This is a genomic window from Pseudomonas sp. P4_B3 (assembly GCF_056402295.1).
Map to the genome: position 1 here is coordinate 195,379 of NZ_JBFUHR010000002.1, position 12,913 is coordinate 208,291.

A 12,913-nucleotide genomic window follows, 5' to 3' on the forward strand; every position below is an offset into this window, starting at 1 on the left:
GGACGGACTGACTCCGAAGCATACATCGCTCAATAATCGACACCATGCGCTATGGAGATTTCTTCGATTCAGCTGCAGGCTTTTCCAACGTGATGTGGTTGGGCATGATTGCCGCCGATCAAAAAGGCTGCGTGCGAGGCAAGATTGGACATAACCCCGTATGCATCCCCACAAGCAGCCCGTGCCGTCTCGCTTATTTACTAATTGGCACCTGGACCGATAAGTACACTCTCAATCTGAGCGCCTGGCATCATCAGTTGCAGGCCTTCTATCAGCTTGTCACCCGCTTCAGTCAATGCCTCGAGCGGCATTGTCGGCAGACTTTCCAGAATGAACCACATGTGCTTCGCATCTGCACTGAGCCGTGTTCTGACGCCCTGGCGCCAATTCCAACGACGGCAAGTCACCCCCTTATCGTCCCGCCAAACAACCTCGCCAGAATCAGGATATTCGTGGGCTGGAGCACCTTCTTTCATGGTGTCGAAAGGTTCCGACCCATCAGCTACAGCGAGTCGCGGCGAGCCCACATAGGCTTCGACGTTCTCACCGCCAACAGGAACTGCATACTCAATGCTGATGGCGTTATAGAGATCAACCACTGGATCGATACTCGGCAGACTACCGTCACGCAGGACTCGTTTGCGAAGAGCTTCAGCTGAGCAAGGAGTGCGCTGCGGCTTGGCACCGAATTTTCGGAAGAGATCCGCCCAAGCGGTCAGGTGAGCTTCCGCCCATAGAGCACCACCCGCCGTGACTGATTGACAGGCTCGAGACAAAGCGTCCTTGCCAATATCTGGATTGGCGATTGGTGCAGCTTCGACCACAATGCTGAGCGCTCTGAACTCAGGTGCCAAATTGATTACGTCTTGGTCGATTGACGGCAGTACGGACAGCATCAGAGAATCCCTTTAATCCTAAAATTCATTTCATACTAGCGACCAATGACCAAAATAGTCAATATACCGACCAACACCGGGGCCGACGTTCAAACCGTTAGCGAGGCAGTTTCCCGTAGGCTCAAAGAGGAACGAAAGAAGCGGAAAATCACTCTCGACGAGCTTTCCCGTCGCTCCGGTGTCAGCAAGGGCATGGTGGTCGAGATAGAGAAATGCACGGCTAACCCAAGCATCGCGATCCTTTGCAAAATCGCTGCTGCTTTGGGTCTTTCAGTTGCTGATGTCGTGAACGTGTCCGACGCCCCATCTGCCCACCTCATCGAAAGTAAGGATATCCCCACACTCTGGACAGGAAACTTGGGGGGGACGGCTCGGCTCCTGGCTGGAACCAGTGGTCCGAACATGATTGAGCTTTGGCGCTGGGAAATGTTTCCCGGCGAAACTTTTGCCTCCTCAGGGCATCCTCACGGCACAACTGAGCTATTTCACGTGGAGAAAGGGACACTTCACTTCACAGTAGGTGATACCGAACTGAGCATTTCTGCGGGTTGCTCAGCCGTAGCAAAAACAGACGTACCTCATGCCTACTCAAATAATGGCAAATCAAAACTGATATTCACCATGTCTGTAACGGAGATCCACCAATCCGGGCGTGAAATATAGCGTTCAGACAGCATCGCACTGAGGCTTACAGAGGAGTCCGCGCGGGTCGGCTCTTGTGGTCGTCCATCATCGCCCCGTCATAGGACTGCTAGCAACAGAGCCGCTGACTGGCATAGAACTTCGTTAAGGGGCTTTTAATGTCATTTGATTACCACCATCTCCTCCTCGTATTCACGGCCTATATTGTTGGAGCGGCGAGCCCTGGACCGAGCAACATGCGGATAATGGGCGTCGCGATGAACCAAGGCAGGCAGCCTGCGCTCCTGCTAGCAGCGGGTGTCATCAGTGGTTCGATTTTCTGGGGATCGATGGCAGCCACGGGCGTCTCAGCGGTCCTGGCACAATATGCGCAAGCGCTGGGCGTCTTAAAAACGGTTGGCGGTGCTTACCTGCTCTTCCTTGCCATCAAAGCAGGCCGCTCTGCTCTAACGTCCAATGAGCGGCTCGAGAAAGAGCTAGCGGCCGCGCCAAAAGTCTCGGGGTTCAGCCTGTATCAGCGCGGCTTGCTCATGCATCTCACAAACCCCAAGGCACTACTCGGTTGGATCGCTACCATGACCCTTGGCTTGGGGCCGCAAGCTTCGCCAAAAACAGTCGCGATTATTCTGGCCGGTTGCGCCGTGCTTAGCGTCACTATCTTCTGTAGCTATGCGATCGTCTTCTCCACCGCGCCTATGATTCGGGGATATCGCCGAGCACGCCGGTGGATCGAAGGCACCCTTGCGCTAGTTTTCGGAGCGGCTGGAGTAAAGCTGATGTTCTCCCACTCCTAGCCTTGGTCTCGGCTAGCTGCTGACGCTCGTCAATAAATAACGGAAGCACATTGGACGATCGCACCTTCTGCTGACTTTCCCCAATGAATCACGCGAATTACTTCTGGTTGACTGGAGCGTCTTCGCCCCTCCATACAACGCTCCCAAGACCTCACAGATCGACGCCAACGGCTCACTTGGTGATTTACTCTTAACTCACCCGATTATTGGTCCTTTGCTGCGGCGGAACAGAAGAGCAAGGATGCAACTGTTCCCTCCCCCATGCAGACCTGCCACCGGACGACTGAAAGTCATGCTGTCAACGAAAATTTTGGACATTCTGGACTCAGCATCACTTGCGGGACCGGCTTTACACGCATGACCGCAGAAGTCGCGCCCGGTCGCATCGGCATTGTTCTTAGGCTCGAGATCTCTCGCCTGGCGTGTAATAACGCTAACGGCGGCCAACTGTTCGACCATGGCCACGCATGCCCACGCCGCCGAAGGCGATTACCGCCTGGGCACTCAGGGCGAAGTGCTCGATGGCCGAGTGATGTACACCATCGGTGGTGACTCCGCAGTGGGTAGGCGTACGCCAATCAGGGCGTGACCTTTTTCAAGTGTCGCCGAGATTTCCCAATCGATGTAATTCCGCTTTGAGCTTTCCGCGCCAACAAATGCGATCGTACAAGACGTGCCGGTGATGTGATTTTCCCGAATACGGCGCATCACGTAATTGACGTCATCGCTATCGATGCTGCGCTCAAGGGAGTTGTCGTAGATCACATCGCAGGTAACATGAAATGCGTTTGAAAAAGCGTTGTAGCAAGCCTGGTCACTGTGGTGATGGTAGCTCACGAATACTTTGTGTTTCACCGGCGCCCGGGGGCGGTAAGCGCCACCGAAAATTCCATAACTCATCAGTGCTCCTTGGCATTTACCGTCGATGGTGAAATGCAATTTCGCACGTTATTCCCCCATGCCCATTCTAGAAGCAGCATTCGCAAAGTACCCCTACCGGCGGTAGACATCCTGTCCGCCGCCTGGCCCATAATAGTGATCAGCTCCACCTAATCACGAAGCTGCTCAGCATTGGCTGCCAGATATCCGAACCAATAGGGATCGTGGCTTAGCGGGAATTGCAGCGCAGTTGATGGACGATGCCGATCAGTGCGACGAGGATCCCCGCACCACCTGTAGACACAACCAGGACTTGGTATTCAGGCATGCAAGCCATGATCACGATGCACGCCAGAATGAACACAATCACTGCCCAGGTAAGCCAAGGATAGAGCCACATTTTGAGCGGGTTATCTTGGCTTTGGTCCTTCAGCTTGCGACGCATTTTAAGCTGCGAATACGCAATCACCAGATAAACCAGCAAAGCAATCATGCCGGTAATGTTCATCAGCGTATCGAGCACATCTTTGGGGCGCAGAGTTTCGCTGAAGTTAATGAGCGCTAGAACCACGGAAATCGCGCAAGAACCGATGACGGCATAGATAGGCACACCGGTTTTTTGCCAGGTAATTTTGAAAATAGCCGGTGCGTCACCACGACTCGCGAGCGAAAACAGCATACGGGACGCCGTGTAGTGGGCTGAGATCATGCAACTGCTCACAGATGTCAGCACCACAACATTCATAATCAGCTCAGCCCCAGGGATGCCAAGCAGTTCGAGAGTACGGCGGTACGAGCCGTAGCCGGATTCGCCCAGCATTGGGTCATTCCACGGCACCAGGCATACAATCAGGAAGATGGAGCCGACATAGAACAGTGCGACACGCCAAATCACCGATTTAGTGGTCTTAACAATTTGATGCGACGGGTTGTCAGACTCCGATGCTGCGATAGTCGCGATTTCCGCACCAAGGAAGCCGAACATAACCCCGAGCATGGCACCTACTACGGGATCAAAGCCATTCGGCATAAACCCGTGTTCGGTTAAATTGCTGATTCCGCTAACAGTGCCGAAACTCCAGATATTGAGTACTGCAAGGCTGCCAACTACCAGGAAGCAGAAAATGGCCACTACCTTGATCAGGGCAAACCAGAACTCGAATTCTCCGTAGTTTTTGACATTGAAGAAGTTGATGCTGATAAGCACCAGAGTCGTTGCCAGCACGAAGACGTTAACGCTTATGCCGGGTGCCCAGTTGTGCAGGATCTTTCCGGCCACGTAGGATTCCCAGGCCATGAGGATTACCCAGTAACCCCAATACAGCCAACCGATGGTGAATCCCGCCCAGCGCCCGATAGCGCGGTCGGCGTAGGTAGAGAACGATCCAGTATCGGGGGAAGAGGTTGCCATCTCACCGAGCATCCTCATGATGAGCATCATGAGAATCCCGCCAGCAAGATACGCTAGAACTGCCGCGGGGCCGGCACTATGAATGACGCTACCAGAACCCACGAACAGAGAACCGCCAATAACACCCGCGATAGACATCATCGTCAAATGTCGGGGTTTTAATCCCGCCTTCAGGCTGGTCTCCTGGCCCTGATCTTTACTTACAGCAAAACTTGTATCCATCGTACTACTACCTCTGATTGTTGTATTGGTAGGAGGTCAAGCCCATACATGTTTGGCACCGTTACCAAATTGAGTCAGGCAACTTTTAAAAAGACCTCTACAAGGAATAACTAATACCCCTTGGAGAGACCGACTTGATTTGTAAGCGCTCGACCTTCAAGAGCAAGTTTATGTTCTTTGCCATTTGCTGGGAGGCACTATTCGGAGTTGAAAGTCCGGCAACGTGCGGAGTGATCAAAATGTCGGATCCCAAGGGGGGCTTTCTGCGGATAAGGGTTCGACAGAAACTACGTTCAACATCGCCCCGGCAATCAGTCCTGCGTGCAGGTCATACAGCAGGTCAGCTTCCACCAGGTGCGCACCACGCCCAATATTTATGAGCTGTACTGGACGTTTGAAGCACTCGAACAATCTGAGATTAAGAATTCCGTGTGTGGCTGGAGTCAGCGTTAGCACATTGATCAGCATGTCAACATTTGCAGCCAACTCTTCGAGGTCGTTAACTCCAGAATAGGACGTGATTTTTGGAAGAGATTTTGACGTAATGCTCCATCCCAGTACTTGGAATCCACCTCCGATGGAACCGACTGTTTTTTTCCAAGAGATGGAGCTCACGGTGACTCGGTGCCACTGGTTACTTGCTGGCCCAGGACATGAAGCGTTGCTCCAGGGATTCGCCGTTATCGGTCCAGAATTCGACGTCCATTTGCAACGCGTTCTTCATGTTTTCCGGATGCGTCGGCAGCTCACTGGCGAGCTTCTTATCGAGCAGTGCCGCAACTGCAGTGTTGGTCGGGCCGTACGCCATTTTTTCGGTGTACAGCTTCTGTTGTTCCGGCCGCATGGCAAACGAAATGAATTTGTAAGCCGCGTCCAGATTGGGAGTCCCTTTCGGAATGGCCCATTCATCGAACTGGTAGAGGTTGCCGTCCCAGACGATCTTCAGATTGGCCCCGTTCTGCTGAGCGACGTGGATGCGGCCGTTATAGGACGAGCTCATCACTACGTCACCGGACATGAGGTACTGCGGCGGCTGAGCGCCAGCTTCCCACCACTGAATGTTCGGCTTGATCTCATCCAGCTTCTTGAAGGCACGATCGACGCCCACCGGCGTGGAGAGCACCTTGTAAATATCAGCCGGAGCTACGCCATCCGCCATGAGGGCGAATTCAAGGGCGCCGCGCGCAGACTTGCGCAAACTGCGCTTGCCAGGAAACTTCTTCAGGTCCCAGAAATCTTTCCACCCAGTGGGCGCGACCTTGAGCTTGTCAGCGTTGTACGCAAGCACATTCGACCAAACGAAAATACCTACGCCGCATTCGGTCTGCGCGCCGTTGACCAGAGGCTCCTTGATCCCTAGACGCTTGTAGTCGAGCTGCTCGAACAGCCCATCGCCACAACCCCGCGCGAGATCGTTGTCCTCCACGTCTAGGATGTCCCAGTTCACGCTCTTGGTGTCTACCATGGCTTTCACCTTGGCCATCTCACCGTTCCACTCACCGGCGATCACTTCCGTACTGGCTTCCTTCTCGAACGGCTTGTAGAAAGCCGTGATCTGAGCATCCTTACTCGCCCCGCCGTACGAGATAACGGTGACGCTCTCTGCCATCGCATTCCCCGCGATTGCCAACCCACTCAGTGCCACAAGACCCAGTACTTTTGCGTTCATTGCTGCGCTCCTATAAAGCTGCAAGTATTTGTTTTAATTAGCAAAAAGTAGATTTTGAAGACAGGAAGATCTCTTGTTGTGAGTTGAAAACCTATTTTTCTCACGGCAGCTACGACAGAGATCTGGGTGGCACTGAAGCGAATAAAATTGCTTGCAGAAACCTAACTGTCCCGGTTGATCGTATTCAAATTATCTGGGGAGCAACCACGTACCTCCGTTACTAGACAGTGACCAAAATTTCCTAGGCGAAGTGGGAACATTTCGCGCCCCCACTCCGGCCTTGGCAGCGCTTACTTGAGATCGCCAAGTACGCTGTCGAGGGTTTCGATGAAGATGTCCGCCTGCGCTCGCTGGAAGATCAGCTGAGGACGAACCTTCAGAATGTTTTCCATCGGACCGGCAGAACTGATCAGCACGCCGCGCTCACGCAGCCCGTTGACCACCTGGCGCGTGGCGTCGGCATCGGGGGGTTTGGTGGAGCGATCGCTAACCAGCTCAACCCCTAGGAACAGGCCTGCGCCGCGAACGTCGCCGATGACTTCGTAACGCTTGGCAAGCTCCTCGATTCCAGCCTTCAGGTAAGCACCGACCGACGCGCAGTTGCGCAGCAGTCCTTCGTTCTGGATGACGTCCAACACGGCATTAGCCGCAGCACAGGACACCGGGTTGCCACCGAAGGTGTTGAAGTAGCGAGCGGTACGGCCGAACTCTTCGACGACATCAGAGCGCATGACCGCGGCGGCGATCGGCTGACCATTGCCCATGGGTTTACCCATGGTCACGATATCGGGCTCGACGCCGTGGCGCTGGAAGCCCCAGAGATGGGAGCCAGTGCGCCCGAAGCCGGATTGGACTTCGTCGGCGATGTACAGCAGGCCTTCCTGCTTCGCCAGGGCGATTGCATCCTTCGCAAAGCCGGCAGGGTCGGACAGTACGCCATCGCTGGCAAAAATGCCGTCGAAGAGAATGGCCGCAGGCTTGATGCCATTGGCGCGCATGTCATCGATGGCCGCGCGGACATCCTCCGCGAAGACCCGCGCAACATTTTCGACGCCTAGGCGGTAGGCATCAGGTGCGCGGACTTTGCGGACGAACGTGCCCAGCTCGACGCCTGCTCCCAACGAGGGAGAGACAGCAGACACCAGGTCAGTGATGCCGTGGTAGGCGAGTTCGGTGACGATCACGCCAGTACCGCCGGTGTACTGCTTGGCGATTCGCAAGGCCAGGTCGTTCGCTTCGCTGCCGGTACAGGTGAACATCACGTGATTCAAGTACGAAGGGAACGTCGCCAGCAGTTTGTCTGCATAGTTCAGGATGCCCTCGTGCAGATAGCGCGTATGCGTGTTCAGCACCTTCACCTGCTCGCAGATCGCGTTGACCACGTGCGGGTTGCAGTGACCGATCGATGCGACGTTGTTGTAGGCGTCCAGGTAGCGCTTGCCGTCGGCGTCGTAGAGCCACACGCCCTCCCCCTTCACGATGTGCAGGGGACGCTCGTAGAAGAGGCGATATGCCGGGCCGAGGGTCTGGTCGCGGCGCGCGATGAGCCCGCGCTCTTCCTGGGAGAGATGTTCGGCGTCGGTCGCCGTGAAGCCATTAACCATTGTCATGCCACTGCCTCCTTCGAGCAGATGCGAGCGATTTGTTCTTGAGCGAGTCCACGGGGAATGTTTGAGAAGCCACGGAGGCCGACCCACGCGGATGGGGCATTGCGCAGGATGTACGCTCGGTTTTCCGGATACATCGTCGCGCGCCAGTTCGTGATGGCGACGGTCATCACCATGCGTGCAGCAATGAGATCGAAGAGGATCTCCTGCTCAACCTCTTCCAGCGGGCATACGCTGTTGTACGCACCGATGAAGGGCAGCGCCTGGGATAGAACGTGCTCGCCAGCGCCCAACTGGTAGGAGGCGCCCACGGCCAGATCGTTTATCAGCGGCGCATGCACCATGTCGCCGAAGTCAAGGATATTGCGGATGTTCTCCGGACGATCACGTTCAACGATCACGTTGTGGAAGTTGAGGTCGTTGTGAATGACCTGACCACGGAGACCTTGAAGACGTGGGAGCGCGTAGGTTTCGAAGTTCTCGAGGAACCGGGCTACCAGGCTCCGGCCTTCGAGATCGGGAATCAGATCCAGCAAACTGCCCATGCGCGAACAGTGCTTGATGTCCCACAGAAGCTCATGGCCGGCAGCCGGATGGAAGAAGCCGCGCAGGGCAATGCCCAAGCGAGCCAGGTGTACGCCCAGGTTCTCCCTCAGCATTTGGCTGGGAGCTTCGATCCTGTTGAGCGGTACACCCTCGACGAAGGAGAGCAGGCGCACCAGGACCTGTTGTCCACCCAGTTCGACCGGAATCTGATAGGTGCCGGACTGATTCGGATAAACACGCGATACGGGCAGGGTGGGGTCCGTGCGCTCGACGTGAAGAAGCGCCTTGTTCTGGAAGTCGGCTACGTTGACGTCCTCTGCTGAGTTGGAAACCTTCAGCAGGAACTGACGGCCATCCTGGCAGCGAAGATGGAAGTTCAGGTCACGTTCGCCGGCGAGCAGTTGTGCCTGGCAGTGCAGACCGAACTGCTCCAACGCCACGGCCTGTGCCTGCTCGTCAGAGGCCTGCGGAACAGCAGCGGTGAGGACATGATCATTCGGCGCATTGGTTTGAGTTTTCACGGATCGTCACTCTGAATAAACATCGGAATCAGCGGCTGCTCTGCGCAGCGGAAGTGACGATAATGCAGATTGGACTGAAGTATTAGAGCCAGAGTTATCTAGCTTATAAGTCCACTTTTAGATCCCCTTCGAAAAGCGCCGGCACAACCTAAAGACAGTTCAGGCTGAGGTCCGGTTACCGGGGCCAGGATGCGCATGAGCGCGAGTTCCGGGCCGATTTTGAAATACAGGGCTGACATCGCTCGCTATTGGACTTACCTTTAAGGCGCAAATACTTGCTGAGCTTGGGTCCAGTTTATGAGCGCGCGAATCCACGACTTCTTGGTTGGGAAGCTTGATAGGGAAGGCAGTGAAACGCTGCAGAGGCAGATCTATCGAATCATCCAAGACTCCATCCTTCAGGGGAGCTTGCCCGTGGATTTCAAAATGCCGTCCACGCGATCTCTGGCCGATCAGCTGCAAATCTCCCGTATCACCGTGTCATTGGCGTACGAGCGGCTCACCGAGGAGGGCTATCTGTATTCACGCCCCGGCAGCGGTACGTACGTAGCGGACACTCTTCCGCAAACCTATCTACCGGCTAAGAAGGTTGAGGAAGCCGAGTACACAGCAGCTCTGCTTTCGCGCCGCGGCTTGGCGATAACGTCCAGGGTCACTGGCCTCGCCAAGGCAGGTGGCGCCTTCGTGCCTGGTGTAGCCGATGCAGACCTCTTCCCCTTTCACATCTGGAAACGGCTGCAGAACAGGTACTTCGGGAAAAACCGTATGGAGCTCACCGGGTACGTTGAGCACGGAGGATACCGCCGGCTTCGTGAAGCGCTCGCCTCCTACCTGTACGCATCCAGAGCGGTGAAGTGCAGATCCGAGCAGATCATCGTCACGATGGGCACCCACCAGTCATTGGACCTAGTGGCAAAATTGTTGAGTGATCCGGGTGACAGCGTGCTGATCGAGACGCCTTGCCACTGGGGAGCTCCAGTCGTCTTTTCAGCCGCCGGCCTCGCTACTCAACCCATTGCAATCGACTCGGATGGGGCCTGCCTTCCTGAGTTGGCCAACGATGCTAATCCCCGCTTCGCGTTCATCACGCCATCGCATCAATACCCCACTGGCAACATCATGTCGCTGCAGCGCCGCCGGGAGTGGCTTGCGTTCAGCGATGCGCGGAACATCTGGATCCTCGAGGACGACTACGACAGCGAGTTTCGCTACGACACCGAGCCTCTGCCATCACTGCAGGGGCTCGATACCAAGCACCGAGTTATCTATCTCGGGACCTTCAGCAAGGTGGCTTTCCCTGGTCTGCGCTTGAGCTACCTGGTGGTACCTGAGCCCCTGGCTGACGCCTTCAGCAAAGGGATGACCCAGCTGTATCGCCCAGGCCTCCTCCCCGTCCAGGCAGCTATGGCGGACTTCATCCAGGAGGGGCACTTCGCGAGTCACATTCGGAAGATGCGGACCGTGTACGCTGGAAGAAGAAATCTCTTGCAGAGAAGTCTGCTCCAGCAGTTTGGCTCTAAGATTCAGTTCTCCGCAGGCGCTGCGGGAATCCACCTCGCAGTCACCGTTACCCCCAAAGGCATTGCCCGGGAAATGATTCGTCGTGCACCGGAGTTTGGCCTGACCCTGAGGGGCTCCTACCAGCTCGATGTAACCGTCGATGATGATCTTCTGGTGCTGGGGTACGGAGGCATCAAGGAGCCGGATATCGCCCCGGCGGTTCAGCGCCTGAGGCAGCTCTACGACTCGATAACAGCAGGATAAGGTCATGGATTCAATCGGTAGTCGGCTTCGAACGGAGCGCAAACGCATAGGCGCCAGCCAGCAAACGCTAGCGGTGCTTCTGGACGTATCGAGACGAACCCAATGCAGTTACGAGTCCGATGCCAGCGACCTGACTTCAGCGAAGCCGGAATCGAACTTTTCTCTTTGTTATTGAAAATAAAGGGAAATTTTGAGTTCGAAAAATTTTCTACCTCTATGTGTACCCTCAGTCTGCGAGCAGACTCGGTATTGAACATTGCTACCGGTTTCCACCGCGTAATCGCCATGGAAAATTCGGGTGCGGTCATCGACACGGAAGGGTCGTTCGGTGAGTGGATTTTTCCAATGGTACGACTGGAACGCAGTAGAGCACCGCATGAACGACAGCGAACCTAACTCCGGTTGGACCAGAAACGGGTCGCAGACCACCGATCTCATCGGATTTGATCAGCAGGGAACGGATCCTATCTGCGTTTGCAACCCACTATTTCAGCAAGCTTCGTCAGCTCACAGGACACTCTCAATGGTGCTTCCGCGAAGCATCATAATTGGCATGTCGATCTCCAGGTCGTCAGCAAGCAGGTTGGGGACCGCCAATCACGCTTCAAAAATCGCAAGCCGTTAGCACGTCGCCGACATGATGACACCCTGGTGCTGTCTGGTGGTTTGAATGGGGAATGGACACCGCATGACCTACGCCGTACGGGAGCAACCATGATGCAGGCCTTGGGTATCAGCCTGGACGTCATCGATCGCTGCCAAAATCATGTACTGGCGGATTCACGAGTGAGACGCCACTACCTGCATCACGACTATGCCGAAGAGAAGAAAAGCGCCTGGAACCTGTTGGGCGATCGACTGAGTGCCGTGTTGTCCTCAACTTACGAGCACGCGCCAATCAAGTCGATGTTGTCTTTTCCAGCGTACGCGGCGACAGAGACGCGGACACCCACGCCGATCACTCATTGTGCTCATGCTCAAAATTAACGCAGGAGCAGTTGGAAACTTGCATCAATTGTTGATCCCGACAACGCACCGAGAAACCTAATTTCTAACCATAAAACAAGGTGCTTACCAACCCCCCTTAGAGCGCTGAACTACTCGACATCTATCGGAAGCTCAAATCCAGCCTTCACCCTGTCCATTACTACTAATGTCTTGAAACTTTTAATGTCCGAATTCTCGTAGAAGAATCGCCTGGTGAATCGTTCGTAATCCTCCATATCCTTGGAGGTTATAACCAGTACGAAATCAGAGTCTCCTGTTACGTAGTAACCTGTCATAACCTCCGGAGTGTTACGGATAGATTTTTTGAATTTATCAATGATATCGGCTCGCTCTCGCTCTAGAGAAACAAGCACCAACATAAAGACGTGACGCCCCACTGCCTTAGGCGACACGATTGACACATCACCTTCGATAACACCGTCCTTTCGCAACGCTTTCAGTCGCCGTTGGCATGCCGTCGCAGACAAGCCCACAGTGTTGCCCAACTCCTCGGAAGTTATTCGATTATTTTTTTGGACTACGCCCAGTATGCTCGCATCAATTCTATCCAAAGAAATCATGCAGTTTTTCCTCCAGCATTCGTCATATAACGCGGCAAAAGCTAAAATATCAACAGAAAACGCCGCGATACATGCTCAGGATCTCATAAACCAATCTTTAGGGCAACGCCGCGTTTAGACCATAATATTGCTCATAAAATGCGCAAAACGGTTATAAACAGCTGTTTTTCTGCGTCAAAACATCCATATTGAATCAATTGGAATTGCGACACCACTAACCATAGCTGAGGCTGGGAAATTGGTCCCTTCGTCTCGCTTCACTTTTCGAAAATCGTAGTAAAACGCCTGCCACTGGCACGGCCCTCTGTCAGCTCACGGAGGTCTATCTGACTATTAACTAAGACACTGCGTTATTTACCGGAGTATGATTTCCGTGTAAATGCAATGAAACTCA

Annotated in this window: 10 protein-coding genes and 2 pseudogenes; 4 read left to right on the forward strand and 8 right to left on the reverse strand. The window is 54.5% G+C overall.

Going from position 1 to position 12,913, the window contains the following annotated elements; genetic code table 11:
- Nucleotides 1–200: 200 nt before the first annotated feature.
- Nucleotides 201–896: a B3/B4 domain-containing protein gene (locus AC1DWG_RS02965; protein ID WP_108217380.1), complete on the reverse strand. Its 696-nt coding sequence runs from the start codon at nt 894–896 to the stop codon at nt 201–203.
- Nucleotides 897–941: 45 nt separating this feature from the next.
- On the opposite strand from AC1DWG_RS02965, the gene AC1DWG_RS02970 reads away from it, so the two are divergent.
- Both AC1DWG_RS02970 and AC1DWG_RS02975 read left to right on the forward strand, forming a co-directional pair.
- Nucleotides 942–1,559, forward strand: a complete 618-nt coding sequence (locus AC1DWG_RS02970) for a helix-turn-helix domain-containing protein (protein WP_108217379.1) — start codon at nt 942–944, stop codon at nt 1,557–1,559.
- Between the two features lie 137 nt (nt 1,560–1,696).
- Complete coding sequence (locus AC1DWG_RS02975) at nt 1,697–2,332, forward strand: LysE family translocator (protein WP_477762143.1); 636 nt, start codon at nt 1,697–1,699, stop codon at nt 2,330–2,332.
- A gap of 612 nt (nt 2,333–2,944) precedes the next feature.
- On the opposite strand, the pseudogene AC1DWG_RS02980 reads toward AC1DWG_RS02975, so the two are convergent.
- The 6 genes and pseudogenes from AC1DWG_RS02980 to AC1DWG_RS03005 all read right to left on the reverse strand — a co-directional run.
- Nucleotides 2,945–3,232: pseudogene (locus AC1DWG_RS02980) on the reverse strand (TIR domain-containing protein); the annotation flags it as partial.
- Nucleotides 3,233–3,440: 208 nt separating this feature from the next.
- The gene (locus AC1DWG_RS02985) at nt 3,441–4,844 is read right to left on the reverse strand and encodes an amino acid permease (protein ID WP_477762144.1); all 1,404 of its coding nucleotides are present in this window, start codon (nt 4,842–4,844) and stop codon (nt 3,441–3,443) included.
- Between the two features lie 234 nt (nt 4,845–5,078).
- Nucleotides 5,079–5,459, reverse strand: coding sequence for an NAD(P)-dependent oxidoreductase (locus tag AC1DWG_RS02990; RefSeq protein WP_477762145.1), 381 nt, complete (start codon nt 5,457–5,459; stop codon nt 5,079–5,081).
- 19 nt (nt 5,460–5,478) lie between these two features.
- The gene (locus AC1DWG_RS02995; RefSeq protein ID WP_108217373.1) at nt 5,479–6,513 is read right to left on the reverse strand and encodes an ABC transporter substrate-binding protein; all 1,035 of its coding nucleotides are present in this window, start codon (nt 6,511–6,513) and stop codon (nt 5,479–5,481) included.
- Between the two features lie 290 nt (nt 6,514–6,803).
- Entirely contained in the window at nt 6,804–8,123 is a 1,320-nt protein-coding gene (locus tag AC1DWG_RS03000) for an aspartate aminotransferase family protein (RefSeq protein WP_477762146.1), read from the reverse strand.
- Nucleotides 8,120–9,187 carry a phosphotransferase gene (locus AC1DWG_RS03005; RefSeq protein WP_477762147.1) on the reverse strand — a complete coding sequence of 356 codons (1,068 nt, stop codon included), beginning with the start codon at nt 9,185–9,187 and terminating at the stop codon, nt 8,120–8,122. Before AC1DWG_RS03005 ends, AC1DWG_RS03000 begins: the two co-directional genes overlap by 4 nt.
- A 297-nt stretch (nt 9,188–9,484) precedes the next feature.
- On the opposite strand from AC1DWG_RS03005, the gene pdxR reads away from it, so the two are divergent.
- Entirely contained in the window at nt 9,485–10,951 is a 1,467-nt protein-coding gene (gene pdxR / locus AC1DWG_RS03010) for a MocR-like pyridoxine biosynthesis transcription factor PdxR (protein WP_477774110.1), read from the forward strand.
- A gap of 464 nt (nt 10,952–11,415) precedes the next feature.
- A pseudogene (locus AC1DWG_RS03015) lies at nt 11,416–11,938 on the forward strand (site-specific integrase); the annotation flags it as partial.
- A 110-nt stretch (nt 11,939–12,048) separates the two neighbouring features.
- Here AC1DWG_RS03015 and AC1DWG_RS03020 read toward each other — a convergent pair.
- A complete protein-coding gene (locus tag AC1DWG_RS03020; RefSeq protein WP_477762149.1) occupies nt 12,049–12,519 on the reverse strand; it encodes an Lrp/AsnC family transcriptional regulator in 471 nt (156 codons plus the stop codon).
- Between the last annotated feature and the right edge of the window lie 394 nt (nt 12,520–12,913).

Bases quoted from the DNA above. Each gene is read 5' to 3' on its own strand.
- AC1DWG_RS02985 (WP_477762144.1), bottom strand. From the start codon at position 4,844: ATGGATACAAGTTTTGCTGTAAGTAAAGATCAGGGCCAGGAGACCAGC.
- AC1DWG_RS03000 (WP_477762146.1), bottom strand. From the start codon at position 8,123: ATGACAATGGTTAATGGCTTCACGGCGACCGACGCCGAACATCTCTCC.
- AC1DWG_RS02965 (WP_108217380.1), bottom strand. From the start codon at position 896: ATGCTGTCCGTACTGCCGTCAATCGACCAAGACGTAATCAATTTGGCA.
- AC1DWG_RS02995 (WP_108217373.1), bottom strand. From the start codon at position 6,513: ATGAACGCAAAAGTACTGGGTCTTGTGGCACTGAGTGGGTTGGCAATC.
- AC1DWG_RS02975 (WP_477762143.1), top strand. From the start codon at position 1,697: ATGTCATTTGATTACCACCATCTCCTCCTCGTATTCACGGCCTATATT.
- AC1DWG_RS03020 (WP_477762149.1), bottom strand. From the start codon at position 12,519: ATGATTTCTTTGGATAGAATTGATGCGAGCATACTGGGCGTAGTCCAA.
- pdxR (WP_477774110.1), top strand. From the start codon at position 9,485: ATGAGCGCGCGAATCCACGACTTCTTGGTTGGGAAGCTTGATAGGGAA.
- AC1DWG_RS02970 (WP_108217379.1), top strand. From the start codon at position 942: ATGACCAAAATAGTCAATATACCGACCAACACCGGGGCCGACGTTCAA.